Here is a 16,192-nt window from a genome sequence, read left to right as displayed (position 1 = left end):
AATCACTAAAACGGAATAGAATTGTTATGCGAAGGGGTGAGGGGTTATGCCCAAAACAGAGAAACGCTCCATGTCTTGGCTGCTGCGCTATCTAAAACCAGTCAAAGGACGGCTGGCCGTGCTTTTGATCATGTTGCTCACATCAACGGGGCTTCAGCTTTTGAATCCACAGATTATCAAACGATTTATCGATACAGCAGCAAGTGGGGGAGTCCTCACCAATCTTGTTGAGCTTGCAGGAATATTTCTGGTTGTTGCCGTGTTTAATCAACTCATCACGGTAGCGGTTAGTTATTTGGGGAACGACGTGGCCTGGCGGGCCACGAATCAACTGCGCGGAGATCTGCTGAAGCACTGTCTGCGTCTCGATATGCGTTTTCATAATGAGAAAACACCTGGTGAGATGATTGAACGTGTGGATGGTGACGTAACGAGTATCTCCAATTTTTTCGCGATGTTCATTGTGCAAGTGATTGGGAGTTTTGTGCTGCTGGCCGGAATTCTCGGATTCATGTTCAGCGTTAATGTGCCCATTGCTTTGGTCATGACCGTGTTCACATTGTTATCGATCCTGTTCATGGTCTTCATCCGAAATCTGGGCGTGGACTCTTCCAAAAATGAACGGGCGGCAAGTGCCTCTCTGTTCGGATTAATTGAAGAACGCATTGCCGGGATTGAAGATGTGCAAGCGAATGGTCATGTGCCCTATGTGATGAACCGTTTTTACCGTACGATGCGCACGGTATTCCTTAAGGGGAGAAAAGCCTGGCTGCTACGGGTTATTCCGTGGAATACCACAGTAGTTCTGTTCGCTCTGGCGGTCACTGCGGTACTTTTACTGGGTGTGCATTATTATATGGAAGGTCTAATTAGTATCGGAACATTATTTCTGATCTATCAATATACGCAGATGCTGAATGATCCGATTGAGATGCTTGGAGATCAGGTGCAGGAGTTCCAAAAAGCAAAATCCGGCATGCTGCGCTCCAGAGAGCTGTTGTCCATGCGAAGTGTGATTGAAGAGGGTACGGAGGAGCAATTGCCGAAAGGACCTCTTGGTCTGGAATTCAGTCAGGTACATTTCAGTTATAACCAGGATAAACCGGTATTGCACGACATTACTTTTGCTATTAAGCCTGGTGAACGTCTGGGAATTATCGGTCGCACAGGTAGCGGTAAATCGAGTCTTAGTCGTGTTCTTCTCCGCCTATACAATCTGGATCGGGGTACGATCCGTGTAGGTGGAACGGATATCACAAAGCTTTCGTTACAAGCGCTCTATCGCCGGGTGGGTATGGTGACACAGGATGTGCAGTTGTTTGATGGCACGCTGCGTGATAACCTGACCCTGTTCAATGGGGATGTATCGGATCAGATGATCAAGGAGACGACGGATCGCCTTGGACTTAGCCAATGGATTAATTCACAACCAGAAGGACTCGATACGTATCTGGCAGCAGGTGGAGCTTCATTGTCGGCAGGGGAAGCACAGTTATTTGCCTTAACCCGCGTATTCCTGACCGAACCGAGTCTGGTTATTCTGGATGAGCCGTCGTCACGTCTGGATGCTGCGACAGAAGGCATGCTTCAATCTGCGATTGACCAGTTAATGAAACAATCCACCGGAGTGATTATTGCTCACCGACTGGCTACGCTGGAGAAAGTTGACCGGATTATGGTGCTCGGGGATGGGAAGGTACTGGAATTTGGAGCGAGAGAAGAACTTGCCAGTAACCCGGCATCTCACTATGCCAGACTGCTCATTACAGGCCGAGAGGAGGAATTGGCATGACTGTAGCAGGATTTATAGGCCGTATGTTTCGATTTAGGCCTTTGTTGTTTATAATCAACGGATTGTTATGGTGTATATTTCATTCCTTGCCGCTAGCTATCGGGATCGGGATGCAGTGGTTTTTTGATCGGACGACAGCAGGTTCCAATGACTACATGTGGCTTGCTGTGCCGCTTATCTTTATTGCTTTGGTCCGAATGGCACGGGTGGGCACATTTTTTGTAGCCTTCTATGCATGGGTTACGTATCTGTATCATGTTCAGGCGATTTTGCGAACCAACATGCTCGCAGCGATCATGCGCTGGCCTGGACGTAATCTTCCGGCTTCACCAGGGGAGGCGATGAGTCGCTTTAGGGATGATGTCGATGAAGTCGTCGAGTATGTAGAATCATGGGTGGACTTCTGGGGACGGCTCGTATTTGCTATTGTGTCCATCGTCATTATGGCAAACATTAATTGGCAGATCACATTGGTTGCCGTGCTGCCATTGGTGGTCGTGACCTTACTCAACAACCTGTCCGGGAATCGGGCTCGGAAGTACGCACAGGTTAATCGCGAAGCGACTGGGCGAATTACCAGTTTTATTGCGGAAACATTTGGAGCCGTGCAAGCTCTGAAACTGGGTCAGGCCGAAGAGAATGTCTCTTTACGTTTCAACCAGTTGAATGAAGATCGTCGCCAGGCTGCACTCCGAGACAATCTGTTCAAGCAGTGGATGAGATCGATGAATCAGCATGTGCTAAGTATTTGTACCGGACTGATTCTACTGATGTGTGCAGCTGAGATGAAAGCAGGTAACTTTACCGTAGGTGATTTTGCCTTATTCACCAGTTATCTGGCCAATATCGGATTTAGCATTTCACTGTTTGGTTATATGGTGTTTCAGCACAGAAGGCTCAAGGTATCCTATGATCGTATGCGTAAGCTATTCCGCCCGGGGGAAGAAGACCAGATCATGGATTCGAGAGAAATCTACCTGTATGAAGATCCGCCGGAGCTTGTAAGTGAACAGAGGGACCCTAAGGAGAAGTTGCAATCTCTTGAGGTGAATAAGCTGACTTATCAATATCCGAATTCTGCAAATGGTATAGAAGAGATCAGTTTCCGTTTGAAACGCGGACAATTTCTGGTCATTACGGGACGGATCGGATCAGGTAAATCAACGCTTGTACGCACACTTCTTGGACTGTTACCTAAACAAAAAGGGGACATTCACTGGAATGGAGCAGCTGTTGATCCAGCCACGTTCCTGATGCCGCCTAGAGCAGCGTATACCCCGCAAGTGCCAAGACTGTTCAGTGATACATTGAAAGAAAATATCGTCCAAGGCAAACAGGGTAACACCGAGCAAGCCCTTGAAAAAGCCATTCGTCTGGCTGTGATGGAGAAGGATATCAAACATTTGGATCAGGGGCTTGAGACCCCGGTTGGTCCAAGAGGAGTTATGCTATCAGGCGGGCAGATTCAGCGCGCGGCCACAGGACGCATGTTAATGACGGAGGCGGATCTGTTTATCTTTGATGACCTGTCCAGTGCACTGGATGTGGAGACAGAACAACAAGTATGGGAAGGGCTGTTCCAAGAGCCGGATGTCACCTGCATTGCAGTTTCTCACCGCAGGGCAGCACTTTCCAAAGCAGATCACATTATCGTGATGAAAGATGGACGCATTGAAGCCGAGGGAAGTTTGACTGAATTGCTTGCCACCAATGAAGAGATGCATCTGCTGTGGCAAGGGGAACAAACCCCCGCCAAAGTCGGATAGCTTTAAAAATTTAGAAAAGATAATAAGAAAGCAAAAAAGCCTTACAGACGACTCCTTGAAAGAGTACAGTCTGTAAGACTTTTATCGTTATAAAGAGTGGAAAGATGGAATATTTTTATCTCATCATCTGAGCAATCAAGGAATACGCAATGATGACCAGGAAGATAATAGTGATATGGTTAATGGAGAAGATAAACATCCGTTTGGACCATTTCTCTGTTTCTTTCTTATCAAAGGTAGCCACACTGAGAATGAGCCAAGCCAAGCTAACCAGAAATGCCACAATAGCGACAAATGGACTCATCGGCCAGAATAAAAAGCTGGAGATCAGTAACAGTACCAGATAGACGTTTGTCTGAATGTATGTCCGTCTGATGCCTTTAACAACGGGTAGCATGGGAACACCAGCAGCTTTGTATTCGTCAAAACGACGAATCGCAATCCCGTAGAAGTGAGGCATTTGCCATAAGAGCATCGTAACGACCAATGCCCAGATCTCGAAATGACCCAGTTCCGGTGAAATGGCTGCCCAACCGATGAGTGGAGGCACAGCACCCGAAAGACTTCCCACTTCCGTGTTGTAGATCGTTGTACGTTTGGTCCACATCGTGTAAGGGAACACGTAAAGCAACAGACCCAAAATACCAAATACAGCAGCGGATGGGGAAGCGATGTACAACATGATGCCCCCGATGATGGTGATTGCAATACCGAGAATTAGACCCGACTTGGTATCTACGCGTCCCGTAACGGTAGGACGTTTCTTCGTACGTTCCATGATCGCATCAATATCACGATCATACAAGTTGTTAAACACCCCTGCAGCTCCAATAATGAGAGAAGACCCAATAAAAGAAAGGATGATTGGTACAATATTAGCTAAGATTGAAGCATCAAATACATATAAAGCCAAACTTAAACCCGCAAACATGGCGATCAGGTTGGACTTGATGATTCCGATTTTGATCGTATCGAAGAATACTTTCGGAATCGAGCTATACTCCAGGCTGATATTGGTCTGTGAACCATTGTTCAATGTTTTCAAGAACTCACTTCCTATATCTATACTTATATATTATGTCGCTATTATACCATTCAATACACTATGTGATTTAATTAACGTTTTAGTATTTAAAATAATGTCATTTGATTGTGAACAATTTAAAAACAAGGTTGTTTTTAATTGTTAAATAATAATTTCTGTGTTACAGGAGAGAATCCAAAAATCCGGGTATAACAGTGATTTAAAGTTTGTTCTGTCATTGTAGTGTAAGTGTAAATAATCTTTTATTCAACTCACACAGGCTGGATTGAAGAAGGTAGTTAAAGATATATGTTGCAAAATGGTTAGGTTTTGTTTATTGTAGATATAAGATATCTTTAATAGTCTTGTTTAAATGTGTTCTTGTAAATCTCCGATATTACTTTCTTAAGAGAGAGCGGAGGTTATTTTTAAATCTTAATTAGAGATATTAAATGTCTGGAAAGGGTGTATATTATGAGTAATATGAATCAACTCTTGGATGTACTTATTATTGGTGGAGGACCAGCGGGGCTTAATGCAGCCCTAGTACTTGGCAGGGCCCGCAAGAACGTTGTGGTCATTGATGATGAGACACCGCGTAACTGGGTTACAAGGGAGACTCATGGGTTTGTGACAAGAGATGGGGCAAGTCCACGTGAATTCCGGAAAGCTGCCAAAGAACAGATTGCAGCGTATCCCTCAGTTCAATTTGCATCCGATACGGCAACAACGATAACAGGTAGCGATGGTGATTTTGTAGTTAAGACTACTCAGGGGGTAAGCTATCGCACGAAAAAGATTTTGTTTGCGGTAGGTAAGAAAGACCTTCCCTTGGATATTAACGGATTAACAGAGGTTTACGGTAAAAGTGCGTTTGTGTGTCCATATTGTGATGGATGGGAGTTAAGAGACCAAGCGCTGGTCATCATCGTTAGTGGAGATAAGGCATTACATATGGCAAAAGTCATATCCGGTTGGACAGCACAATATACGATCTGTACGAATGGATCAAATTCCTTAACCGATGAGCAGCGTGAAGAGCTGAAGCGGCATAATGTTACTGTATTCGATGCACCGATTCAATCCATTAACTCTGAAGAAGGAATGGTACATCAAGTTGTGCTAAATGACGGTACAGCGATTCCATGCACAGGAGTTTTCTTCCAACCGAAACTGTTTACCGGATCAGAACTGCCAAAGGCCATCGGTTGTGAAATTACAGAATCGGGAACGGTTATCGTTGATGCTTCCGGCAAAACATCTGTAGCGGGTGTATACAGTGCTGGTGATGCAGCATCCGAGATGTATCAGGCAATCACGGCTGCGTCTCTGGGGGCATTGTCTGCGGTAAGCATTAATAATGAATTGAATTTCGAGAAGTGGGATGAGCCAAGTCATCTGTAGATCAATTTAATAGCGTCATAGAACTATATCTTCATAGGTTCATAAATTAGGGGTTTGCATATGCAATCCTCTATTTGTAGTTGTTCAATTTAAACGTTGAACGGTTCAATTAAAAGTAATTCAGCCGGAAGAAAATTTGATATTAAATCAATTATGGTTTATTGTATTATCAAATGATACATATTACTATCATTTATATAATCATCAAAGGAGAGATCACTTATGAATGAAAGCAGAGTAGTCATCAAATGGCTAACGAATACCTTGCTCCACGGCGTAGAGATAAGAGGTGATCATCATGAGTGATGCAACTTACATTCCACAGCCTAAAATGTATGGACCACTTGGCAATCTGCCTTTGATTGATAAAGATAAACCAACGTTGTCGCTAGGTGTTCTGGCTGAACAGCATGGACCAATATATCGACTTACGGTTCCCGGTTATTCCGGTTTAATCGTATCTGGACCAGATCTTGTCGCTGAGTTATGTGATGTGTCCCGTTTTGACAAATATGTATACAATGAACTCGAAAATGTACGTGCCTTTGGAGGCGATGGTTTATTTACAAGCAGAACATCGGAGCCCAATTGGAAAAAGGCCCATAACATTCTGCTTCCCACCTTCAGCAAACAGGCCATGAAAGGTTATCATCCCATGATGGTTAATATCGCCGAACAATTGATCAACAAGTGGGCACGCCTCAATTCCAACGATACGATTGATGTTGCGGATGATATGACACGCCTTACGTTGGATACCATTGGACTATGTGGATTCAATTATCGGTTTAACAGTTTTTACAGACAGGACCACAGTCCTTTTATTGAAAGCATGGTTCGAGCATTAAATGAAGCAATGCAAAAGAGTTCACGTTTGAAAATTCAGAATCTGCTTATGGTGAAGACCAAACGACAGTTCCAGGAGGATATTCAGACGATGTTCTCTCTGGTAGATCAGATTATAGAGGAGCGTAAAGCGAGTTCAGCACCCGAAGAGGTCGACTTGCTTGCACGTATGCTGAATGGCAAAGATCCGGAGACTGGAGAAATGCTGGATGATGAGAACATTCGCTATCAGATTATTACTTTTCTCATTGCTGGACATGAAACGACGAGTGGTTTGTTATCCTTTGCTCTTTATTTTTTACTGAAAAATCCGGAATCGCTTCAAAAGGCGTATGACGAGGTAGATCAGATATTGGTCAGTGACTCACCACAGTACGAGGAAATTCTTCAGCTTTCCTATATTCGCATGATTCTTAGTGAATCGCTACGTCTCTGGCCAACCGCTCCGGGATTTGACGTATATGCCAAAGAAGACACCGTCATAGGTGGCAAATATCCCTTAAAGAAAGGGGAAAGCTGCAGTATTCTCCTGCCTCAGCTTCACCGTGACAGAGAGGCCTGGGGAGAGGATGCGGAGCTTTTCCGTCCAGAGCGATTTGAAGATACGACGAAAGTGCCTCATCATGCGTATAAACCTTTTGGTAATGGGGAGAGAGCATGTATCGGCATGCAGTTTGCTTTATATGAAGCAACACTTGTGCTTGGCATGGTCCTCAAACATTTTGACCTGATCGATTATAGCAACTATGAGTTGGATGTTAAACAGACGCTAACGTTGAAGCCAGGAGACTTCCGAATCCAGGTGAAACCGCGCGCTACTTCGCAAACGAGGAATAAATCTACCGTATCTGCGAAAGAGAAACCTGCTCCTGGTGTTCATAAAGACGTAGCAAGTTCCAGTCAAACGGGAGATACCCTAGCCGGTGAAGCAGATGGTAACCCTTCGCTCCTGGTGTTATATGGTTCCAATCTCGGAACGGCAGAAGGCATCGCCAGAGTGCTGGTGGATAAAGGGCGTTCGTATGGAATCCCAAGTGAAGCAGCCACTCTGAATGAGTGGGTTGGCCGCATACACCGCCAAGGTGTTGTTCTCATCGTCACTGCTTCGTATAATGGTAAACCTCCGCAAAATGCTACGGCATTTGTAGACTGGTTGAAGGGAGCAGAGTCAGAGGAAGCACGGGATGTGAACTATGCCGTTCTGGGCTGTGGAGATCGGAGTTGGTCCGGGACGTATCAGAGTATTCCTCGATTGATAGATGAGAAGCTTGAAGGATTGGGAGGTAAAAGACTGTTATCCCGCGGTGAAGCCGATGCCGGAGGTGATATGGAGAAACAAGTTGAGACATGGCAGCATATGTTGTGGCCGCAGGTGTTGAATGCTCTGGGGATCAACGCGGAAGTAGTGAAGCCAACCCTACCAAGCACAAGCAGAATTCAAATGGAGTTTGTCCACGAGAAAGTAGAGATGCCACTTGCACAAACTTATGATGCCAGCTATGCCACGGTTGTAGTTAATAAAGAGCTTCAGGCGCTGGGAAGTGGAAGAAGCACACGTCACATCGAAGTGTCACTGCCTGAAGGCATGAGTTATAGAGAAGGCGACCATCTCGGCGTGTTGCCTAGCAATCAGAAGCAGAATGTGGATCGGATACTCAGTCGGTTCGGACTACGTGGGGATACTCCGATCCAATTAACTTCGGACGTCAGCCATCTTACACACCTACCACTGAACAGACCCGTCAAGATTCATGAGTTGCTCGCTTATTGTGTGGAATTGCAGACACCAGTCTCCAGAACACAGTTGCAGGAGTTAGCTAATCATACGGTATGTCCACCTCATAAGCGTGAACTGGAAGGCATGTTGGATGAAAACAGCTACAAGGATTATATTCTTGCCAATCGAATCACGATGTTGGACCTGCTAGAAAAGTATGAGGCGTGTGAGTTGCCATTCGAAAGGTTCCTTGAACTATTGCCTCCGCTTAAGCCCAGATATTATTCAATATCCAGCTCGCCAAGCCTGAATTCCGAGCAAGCGAGCATAACTGTATCGGTAGTAAGAGAGCCTGCATGGAGTGGCAAAGGCGAATATCTGGGTGTTGCTTCAACGTACCTGGCCGGTTGTCCAGCGGGCGAACGAATTCTGATGTTTATACGTACGCCGGAATCCGAATTTTATCTGCCGGAAGAGGCTGACGTACCCATGATCATGGTGGGACCAGGGACGGGTGTTGCGCCGTTCAGAGGTTTCCTCCAGGCGAGAGCGGTCATGAAACAGAGAGGTTTGCCACTGAGTGATGCGCATTTGTTCTTTGGGTGCAGGAATGAATCAGATTTCATATATCGTCCTGAGCTTGAGCAATTCGAACGGGAAGGGATCGTTAAGTTGCACACTGCTTTTTCTCGTGCGGATGGCAAGCCCAAAACGTATGTACAGCATCTAATGAAAGAGAATTCCGAACAGTTAATTCACATGCTGATGAACAAAGGAAAACTCTACGTATGCGGGGATGGAAGCCAGATGGCTCCTGAGGTAGAAGAGACTTTGCAGCAAGCATATCAGGATGTGCAGGGTGCAACGATGCAGCAAGCGAAGGACTGGCTCATTCAGCTTCAGGCCGAAGGACGCTACGTGCAAGACGTGTGGGCAGGTAAACGTATGGTTGAACCCTCTCAATTATCTATTAAAACTTAAAAATGAAAGTGTAACTTCAACTTCAATCAGTAGTTTACCAGAAAGTACACAAGTAGTACCTTACGCACAAAAGTAATAATGGAATAATGCTCTACTCATCCAAAAAACAGCCGTTCGATCTGGAGTTTCACATCCAAATCGGCGGCTGTTTTGATTAGGCGTTTTGTAAGAACGAGAAATGATTCTTATCTGGAATCCTGAATCGTTGCAGTACTGTTGTTGGCACTCAGGTCGGAAAGCGGATCGAAAGGGGGCCCTGTTATTGTACCTACGAGCAGTGCAATATCCACCGCATTGACCGGGCTGCCCCATGAATTTCCAGAGAAGACCATAACGGCCTGGTCATTAACAAATCCTCTCGTATTATAAACAACATTGCTAATAACTTCTCCAGTCGTATTAGGGTTAAAGTAGGCTGGTTGACGTAAGGAATAAAAAATATTATTTCGCACAATCAAGCCGGTCATATTACCGATCTGGCTCACGAGACCACGATTGACAACCCAACCTGAAGAAGGGCCAGCTTGAGGAGGCCCGAATATCGTATTATTTATTACGGTATGATTGGTTCCGCCTAATTGAATAAATTCAACAGCATAAGGGTTATCACTCGTGATCGTTAATCCGTCTACAGTTACTCCGCTCCCAATGATGGTGAAAGGAATAACAGCAGCTTGTAACAGGATGATTGTACTAGGATAACCTTTTAGAGTTATTCCTGCTTTATTAATGGTAATGTTCGCAGTGATTGGGTATGTGCCACCAAGAATATGAACGGTTCCTGTTGGAGATACCGCGGTTACACCTTGCTGAATCGTTCCAAAAGGACTGTCCTGTGTTCCGTCCCCACCGACTGCACCTTGTAAAACATATACATCAAAGGGATTGGGCTGGACTGTGCCCGTGGCTCCGGTTGCACCCGTGGTGCCAGTAACACCAGTCGCTCCAGTTGCTCCAGCGAGGCCAGTTGCTCCAGTGGCACCTGTATTGCCCGTAGCCCCCGTTGCACCTGTAGCTCCGGTAGCGCCCTCCGGACCGCCAGATGGTCCTGTGTCACCCGTGGGACCTGTGGTTCCTGTCGCGCCCGTGACTCCGGTAAGTCCAGTTGAGCCGGTAATACCTGTAGCCCCGGTAGGACCTGTCGCGCCAGTGTCACCCGTGGGACCTGTGGTTCCTGTCGCGCCCGTGACTCCGGTAAGTCCAGTTGAGCCGGTAATACCTGTAGCCCCGGTAGGACCTGTCACGCCAGTGTCACCCGTGGCACCTGTGGTTCCTGTCGAGCCTGTGACTCCGGTAAGTCCAGTGGAGCCGGTAATGCCTGTAGCCCCGGTAGGACCCGTCACGCCAGTGTCACCCGTGGCACCTGTCGTCCCAGTTACTCCACTGATGCCCGTAGCACCGGTAACTCCTGTAATGCCCGTGACCCCTGTAACGCCTGTAGAGCCGGTAATACCTGTAGCTCCGGTAGGACCTGTACTGCCGGTAGGACCTGTCACGCCAGTGGTACCCGTCGTGCCCGTACTTCCACTGGCGCCTATCGCGCCTGTAAGACCCGTAGCACCCGTCGACCCTGTAGAGCCGGTCGCGCCTGTTGTCCCGGTAGCCCCGGTAGCACCGGTGGAACCTGTGGAACCTGTGGAACCTGTGGAGCCAGAGACTCCTGTAACGCCTGTAGCTCCTGTAGCCCCGGTAGCTCCATTCAAATTCTCGCTGCCAAATAATTCGGAATAAACGAGTCGGTGAGCAGCAACCAAAGAGCCGGCACTGTTTTTCCCCCAAAAAGAAGCCAAAATGTCCTCAGGGGTTGCTCCTGTAACTGTAATAACGTATTCGAAACTGTTGAGATCTGCAAAATAATTTCGTGTAGCTACTGCACCTGGTAAGATTGTGAATTGCTCACTTACATATAAAGCTCTGGTTGCAATTAATGAATATCCTTGGATGAGTATAGTTGCGGCGTTCACGGCACTCTGATTTTCAATTTTGATTGAAACAGTCTGGGTTGGTCTTACCCCATTTACGGGACTATTATCAATAGGGCCAGTTAGCAGGATTGCCAAGTTTTTCACTCCTTTTCTCAGTAATCGAAATTAAGTGTGATTCACACTGATGTTATGTTTATTCGAAGACAGGGAAAAGTTCCCTAATTTCTCAGAATGAAATGTATAAAAGGTAATAATTAAAAAAGAGGATGTTATGATGACTCTCATATGAAAATGCTTTCAAATAAAAAGTGAAATATTATGATTGACAGTGCCGATCTGAGCGGGTTTAATTATATAGACCGATTGTTATAATTATTTGAAGGAAGTGGCTTTCGTTGAGTGAAAAGTCTAATGCTAGAGAGTCTATTGTCAGCACAGCAGCGAGACTGTTTTTTTCACAAGGATATCATGCGACCGGTCTGAATCAGATCATCAAAGAGAGTAGTACGCCGAAAGGGTCGTTGTATCATTATTTCCCGCAAGGCAAGGAAGAGCTCGCGCACGAGTGTATTCAAAAAGCCAATGAACAAATCTTGCAGACATTTGAGAAAACATTTGCAGCCCACGACAATACGGGGGATGCCATTCAGAGATTTATTCATGATTTGGCTCATGAAACAGAAGCAGCCGGGTTTACCGGATTTCTGCCATTCAGCTTCTGGGCAGCTGTGGAGACATCGTGTATTAGTCAGCAGTTGCGTATTGCATGTCAGGGTGTATTTGCAGATTGGCAAAATGTCATTAAGAAACATCTGATTCTGGATGGCGTTGGTGAAGAGAAGGCGCGGGAGACGGCACTTCTGATCATTTCTTTGATGGAGGGAGCACTGATTATCAGCCTGACGAATCAGGATAAACAGCCTCTGCTGACGGCTGCTGAGTATTTGTCGGTTGTGACGAAGAACGCCAAACAGATTCAATAATTTATACCAAGAGACAGAGAAAAAGAAAGTTCGATACGTTTGAGGAGGATGGGATCGTGGAGGTTTCCATGAAGGCTGATTCTGCACAGAATCAACAAGAAACAAAGCAATACAAGGTATTTCCGATTTTGTTCGCGATGCTGCTGAGCGGCTTTATTGGTCTGTTTGGAGAAACGGCATTAAACGTGGCATTGACGCCACTTATGGGACTGCTTGAAGTAGGACCTACAACGATTCAATGGTTAACCACAGGATACTTGCTTGTATTGGGAATCCTGGTACCGGTATCTGGAACGCTGTTACAGTGGTTTACAACCAGACAGCTGTTCACAACGTCCCTGATTTTCTCCATTGCAGGCACATTCGTTGCTGCGCTTGCACCTAGCTTCGAAATTCTGTTAGTGGCACGGGTACTTCAGGCTGTAGGTACAGCGCTGTTGCTGCCACTGATGTTTAACACGATATTGGTTATTTTCCCGATTGAAAAACGTGGTGCTGCCATGGGACTGATCGGTTTGGTTATCATGTTTGCACCAGCAAGCGGTCCGAGTATCTCCGGTCTGATCCTGGCTAATCTGAGCTGGCACTGGATCTTCTGGATTTCCTTACCGTTCTTCCTGATCTCATTGGTATGCGGCTTGTTGTTCTTGCCGAATATTTCGAAATTGACCAAGCCCAAAATTGACGTACTGTCCATTATCCTTTCTACCCTTGGTTTTGGTGGTATCGTATACGGATTCAGTAGTGCAGGTGGACATGGGGATGGTGGCGGAGGCTGGACCAGTCCGGTAGTTGTTGCTACTCTCGTTATTGGTGTGTTGTCCTTGCTGTTATTCAGTATCCGTCAGTTGAGAATGAAACAGCCAATGATGGATTTGCGTGTATTCAGATACCCGATGTTTACTGTCGGTTTGATCCTGGTCTTCATCTGTATGATGATTATTTTGTCATCCATGTTGATTCTGCCGATGTATCTGCAACAGGGGATGGCTGTCACGGCACTGACTGCAGGATTAGTCTTGTTGCCAGGTAGTCTGTTAAATGGATTCTTGTCTCCAGTCATGGGACGTTTATTTGACAAGTTTGGTCCTAAATGGCTTGTTATTATCGGAATGTCAATCGTGGCGATTGTCCTGTTCTTGTACACGGGTATTGAAGCGACGACTTCCCTTGGAACAATTATTACGCTGCATGTATTCATGATGGTCGGTATCTCGATGATTATGATGCCTGCACAGACCAATGGTCTGAATCAACTGCCACCTGAGTACTATCCGCACGGTACTGCCATCATGAATACGTTGCAACAGGTATCCGGAGCAATCGGTACGGCTGTTGCGGTAAGTATACTGAGCGCAGGACAGTCCAGCTTCTTGAGCGGTGTGGCGAATCCGGAGAGTCCGGAGAATAAACTGGCTGGTTTCACATCAGGTATACAGAATGCATTTGTTTTTGCACTGGTTCTGGCGATCACGGGTCTGATTACTTCAATCTTCGTGAAGCGGGTCAAAGTTGGAGCTCAAGCTGGACAACAAGGTCCTATGCATTAATTCAATAACTAACAATAACAATTTGATATTGTATCAGAGCGATGTGTCCCTTAACTTTAAGGACGCGTCGCTTTTTTGCGTATTTATTCTATCTTTTTTGGTGTTGACGTGAAACGGGTTATAGCTATTAGAGTAAAAATGTAGCCGGAATAGGGCGGTTTAAAGAATGAATTTCAGAGCAAATACTTCATGTTCCGGCAAAATTGTATATGTTCATACTAATATAAAAGGGTAATATAGAATGTAATAGTACAATTTTTAACCAATTCGAAAACGGTTTATATTTTATTTTTAATCAAGGAGACTTCATTATGATCATCATCAATCCCATTGGCAATAACATTGAAAAGATGCTGTTGCACTACGAAAAAAACGGCCATCTCACTCTACAGGCTTCGCTTATTAGTAATAGCTCAGTTGTATATAGATTGCAAGACTATTGTCTCAAGGTATATGCTTCACGTGCAAGATTGGATGGGGAGATAGAAATTGAGGCACTTAGGGCATTGCAGAGTAATTCTTATGCACCTAAATTGTATGCGTATTCACCAGGTGAGTACACCCTGACAGAGTGGATTGAAGCATTCAAACTGAAAGAGTACCGTGTAACCTATGGACACATTCCTCCCAACTTGATATACGATATGTTTACGACGGAACTTCAGCAGATTCATGCTGGATATTGGGACTGGGATGTCATCCGATATGAGAATTTGCTCTGGACCAAGACAGGTGATGTGAAGAGAACGAACTTTTGGTTGTGTGAGCCTGTGAACTCCAGACGTGAGAGCTTATATAACCAGGTCATTCGAAGGATTGATAACATCTACAATGGCGATCGTACCGAAATGGAGGCGATGGAACAGTACTTTTATCGTCACCAGTTGACTTCATTAGAGATCGAACAAGCTTTCAGCGATTTCAGGTCCCAACGGCCAAGACTGGCGATAGCACAATAAATCTCATACTTAAAACCCCAAAGATATTAGAGAATCTTTGGGGTTTCTTTCATGATATAACATAGCCTTACTTTTACAGAGTGTACGTTACTTCTTCACCAGGGCCAATATTTCATCTGCAACGAGGTCAGGGCGATATTGATGGATGTAATGATCGGTATCTTTAATGGTTACCTGTTTAGAATCATCTGACCAAGATTTGAATTCTACTTGTGATTTATCCCATTCGGGTTCACTTGCACCAAGGTAATCAGCCGTCAGTATGGTGAGTGGAAACGGTAAGGTTTGCTTGTGATCTACAACCACTTTGGCATTGGCAGCTATTTCACGTAATTCATCCAACGTGTTAACATTACCATAGTTGTGCAACAGCGCAGTTGTATCCAATTTTTTCAGATCATCGGGTACAAGTTTCAGTTCATTACGATTGGCATTAGAAGTTTCGACAACCATGTCAGATTGCATGGAGAGGCGGAATAGTCCGGTTTGGATACGGAATTTATTCGCAAAACCACCAATTGTGTCTGCCAAAGAGTCATCGTCATTCGAATAATATTCGGGGCTTCCTCCATCAATCATGACGATACCCTTGACGAGATCCGGGTATTTTTGTGCGAAACGGATGGTTTCCAGCGAGCCGAGCGAATGTCCAACTAATACATAAGGTGGCTTCTGTCCAGATACCTGCAACAACTCGTGTAATTCTTCAGCTATGGTATCGACATCACGTTTCTTATCGGTCTGATCGCTATATCCATAGCCAAATCGGTCATATACAGCGAATTTTGTGTTGGGAGCAAGCTTTTCATATAATGGATAATAATCTACATAGGGATTAGCGGTCCCCCAGCCAGAGGCGAGTACTACTGTTACATCGCCTTCTCCACCAGTATATAGATGCATATTGTCTCCATGGACTTCGTACAGCTTACCAGGGGGGACGAGTGTTTTGGCATCCTGCCTTACACCCACTTGTTGGTAGATCACGCCAGTACCCAGAAGCAACAGAACTATCGCCAGGTCAAATATCAAAAACTTAACTAATCTTTTACGCCATTTCTTCATGTTTTCTCACATACTCTCCATGTATTTTCTCTATCATATATGCCCAATCTTATACGAGAGAAAACAGAGTCTTAATTCTATCTTAATTACTGTACTTGCCAATAATCTCTTCAAATATTTGTAAGTTAAAAAACCTGACAGTATCCTTATGCGACTCTGAGCCGCGTTTTAATTTGGTCT

10 protein-coding genes are annotated in these 16,192 nt (G+C 45.2%); 7 read left to right on the top strand and 3 right to left on the bottom strand.

All coding sequences use genetic code 11. The features are described 5' to 3' along the window. Nucleotides 1–46 precede the first annotated feature (46 nt). Both J2Z28_RS29760 and J2Z28_RS29755 read left to right on the top strand, forming a co-directional pair. Nucleotides 47–1,792: an ABC transporter ATP-binding protein gene (locus J2Z28_RS29760; protein ID WP_211085600.1), complete on the top strand. Its 1,746-nt coding sequence runs from the start codon at nt 47–49 to the stop codon at nt 1,790–1,792. Then, nucleotides 1,789–3,558: an ABC transporter ATP-binding protein gene (locus J2Z28_RS29755; protein WP_211085599.1), complete on the top strand. Its 1,770-nt coding sequence runs from the start codon at nt 1,789–1,791 to the stop codon at nt 3,556–3,558. The genes J2Z28_RS29760 and J2Z28_RS29755 overlap by 4 nt, the downstream gene beginning before the upstream one ends. 115 nt (nt 3,559–3,673) lie before the next feature. Here the strand turns inward: J2Z28_RS29755 and cyoE are convergent, their stop codons facing one another. Beyond that, entirely contained in the window at nt 3,674–4,603 is a 930-nt protein-coding gene (cyoE, locus tag J2Z28_RS29750; RefSeq protein ID WP_036608378.1) for a heme o synthase, read from the bottom strand. A 462-nt stretch (nt 4,604–5,065) separates the two neighbouring features. Between cyoE and J2Z28_RS29745 the strand changes: the two genes are divergently transcribed. Both J2Z28_RS29745 and J2Z28_RS29740 read left to right on the top strand, forming a co-directional pair. Further along, a complete protein-coding gene (locus J2Z28_RS29745; protein WP_211085619.1) occupies nt 5,066–5,986 on the top strand; it encodes an NAD(P)/FAD-dependent oxidoreductase in 921 nt (306 codons plus the stop codon). 298 nt (nt 5,987–6,284) lie between these two features. After that, the gene (locus tag J2Z28_RS29740; RefSeq protein WP_211085598.1) at nt 6,285–9,530 is read left to right on the top strand and encodes a bifunctional cytochrome P450/NADPH--P450 reductase; all 3,246 of its coding nucleotides are present in this window, start codon (nt 6,285–6,287) and stop codon (nt 9,528–9,530) included. A 185-nt stretch (nt 9,531–9,715) separates the two neighbouring features. On the opposite strand, the gene J2Z28_RS31595 is transcribed toward J2Z28_RS29740, so the two are convergent. Further along, a complete protein-coding gene (locus J2Z28_RS31595; RefSeq protein ID WP_342357565.1) occupies nt 9,716–11,599 on the bottom strand; it encodes a collagen-like triple helix repeat-containing protein in 1,884 nt (627 codons plus the stop codon). Between the two features lie 251 nt (nt 11,600–11,850). Between J2Z28_RS31595 and J2Z28_RS29730 the strand changes: the two genes are divergently transcribed. The 3 genes from J2Z28_RS29730 (at nt 11,851) to J2Z28_RS29720 (ending at nt 14,947) form a co-directional block, all read left to right on the top strand. Next, the gene (locus tag J2Z28_RS29730; RefSeq protein ID WP_211085597.1) at nt 11,851–12,438 is read left to right on the top strand and encodes a TetR/AcrR family transcriptional regulator; all 588 of its coding nucleotides are present in this window, start codon (nt 11,851–11,853) and stop codon (nt 12,436–12,438) included. Nucleotides 12,439–12,506: 68 nt separating this feature from the next. Beyond that, nucleotides 12,507–13,988: a DHA2 family efflux MFS transporter permease subunit gene (locus tag J2Z28_RS29725; RefSeq protein ID WP_211085617.1), complete on the top strand. Its 1,482-nt coding sequence runs from the start codon at nt 12,507–12,509 to the stop codon at nt 13,986–13,988. Nucleotides 13,989–14,299: 311 nt separating this feature from the next. Continuing rightward, nucleotides 14,300–14,947, top strand: a complete 648-nt coding sequence (locus J2Z28_RS29720; RefSeq protein ID WP_211085596.1) for a protein kinase family protein — start codon at nt 14,300–14,302, stop codon at nt 14,945–14,947. Nucleotides 14,948–15,034: 87 nt separating this feature from the next. Here J2Z28_RS29720 and J2Z28_RS29715 read toward each other — a convergent pair whose 3' ends face one another. Beyond that, nucleotides 15,035–16,012: an alpha/beta fold hydrolase gene (locus tag J2Z28_RS29715; RefSeq protein WP_211085595.1), complete on the bottom strand. Its 978-nt coding sequence runs from the start codon at nt 16,010–16,012 to the stop codon at nt 15,035–15,037. Nucleotides 16,013–16,192: the final 180 nt, after the last annotated feature.

It is taken from the genome of Paenibacillus xylanexedens, assembly GCF_017874615.1.
GTDB classification, from domain to species: Bacteria; Bacillota; Bacilli; order Paenibacillales; family Paenibacillaceae; genus Paenibacillus; species Paenibacillus xylanexedens.
This window is presented reverse-complemented; position numbering and strand designations above follow the sequence as displayed.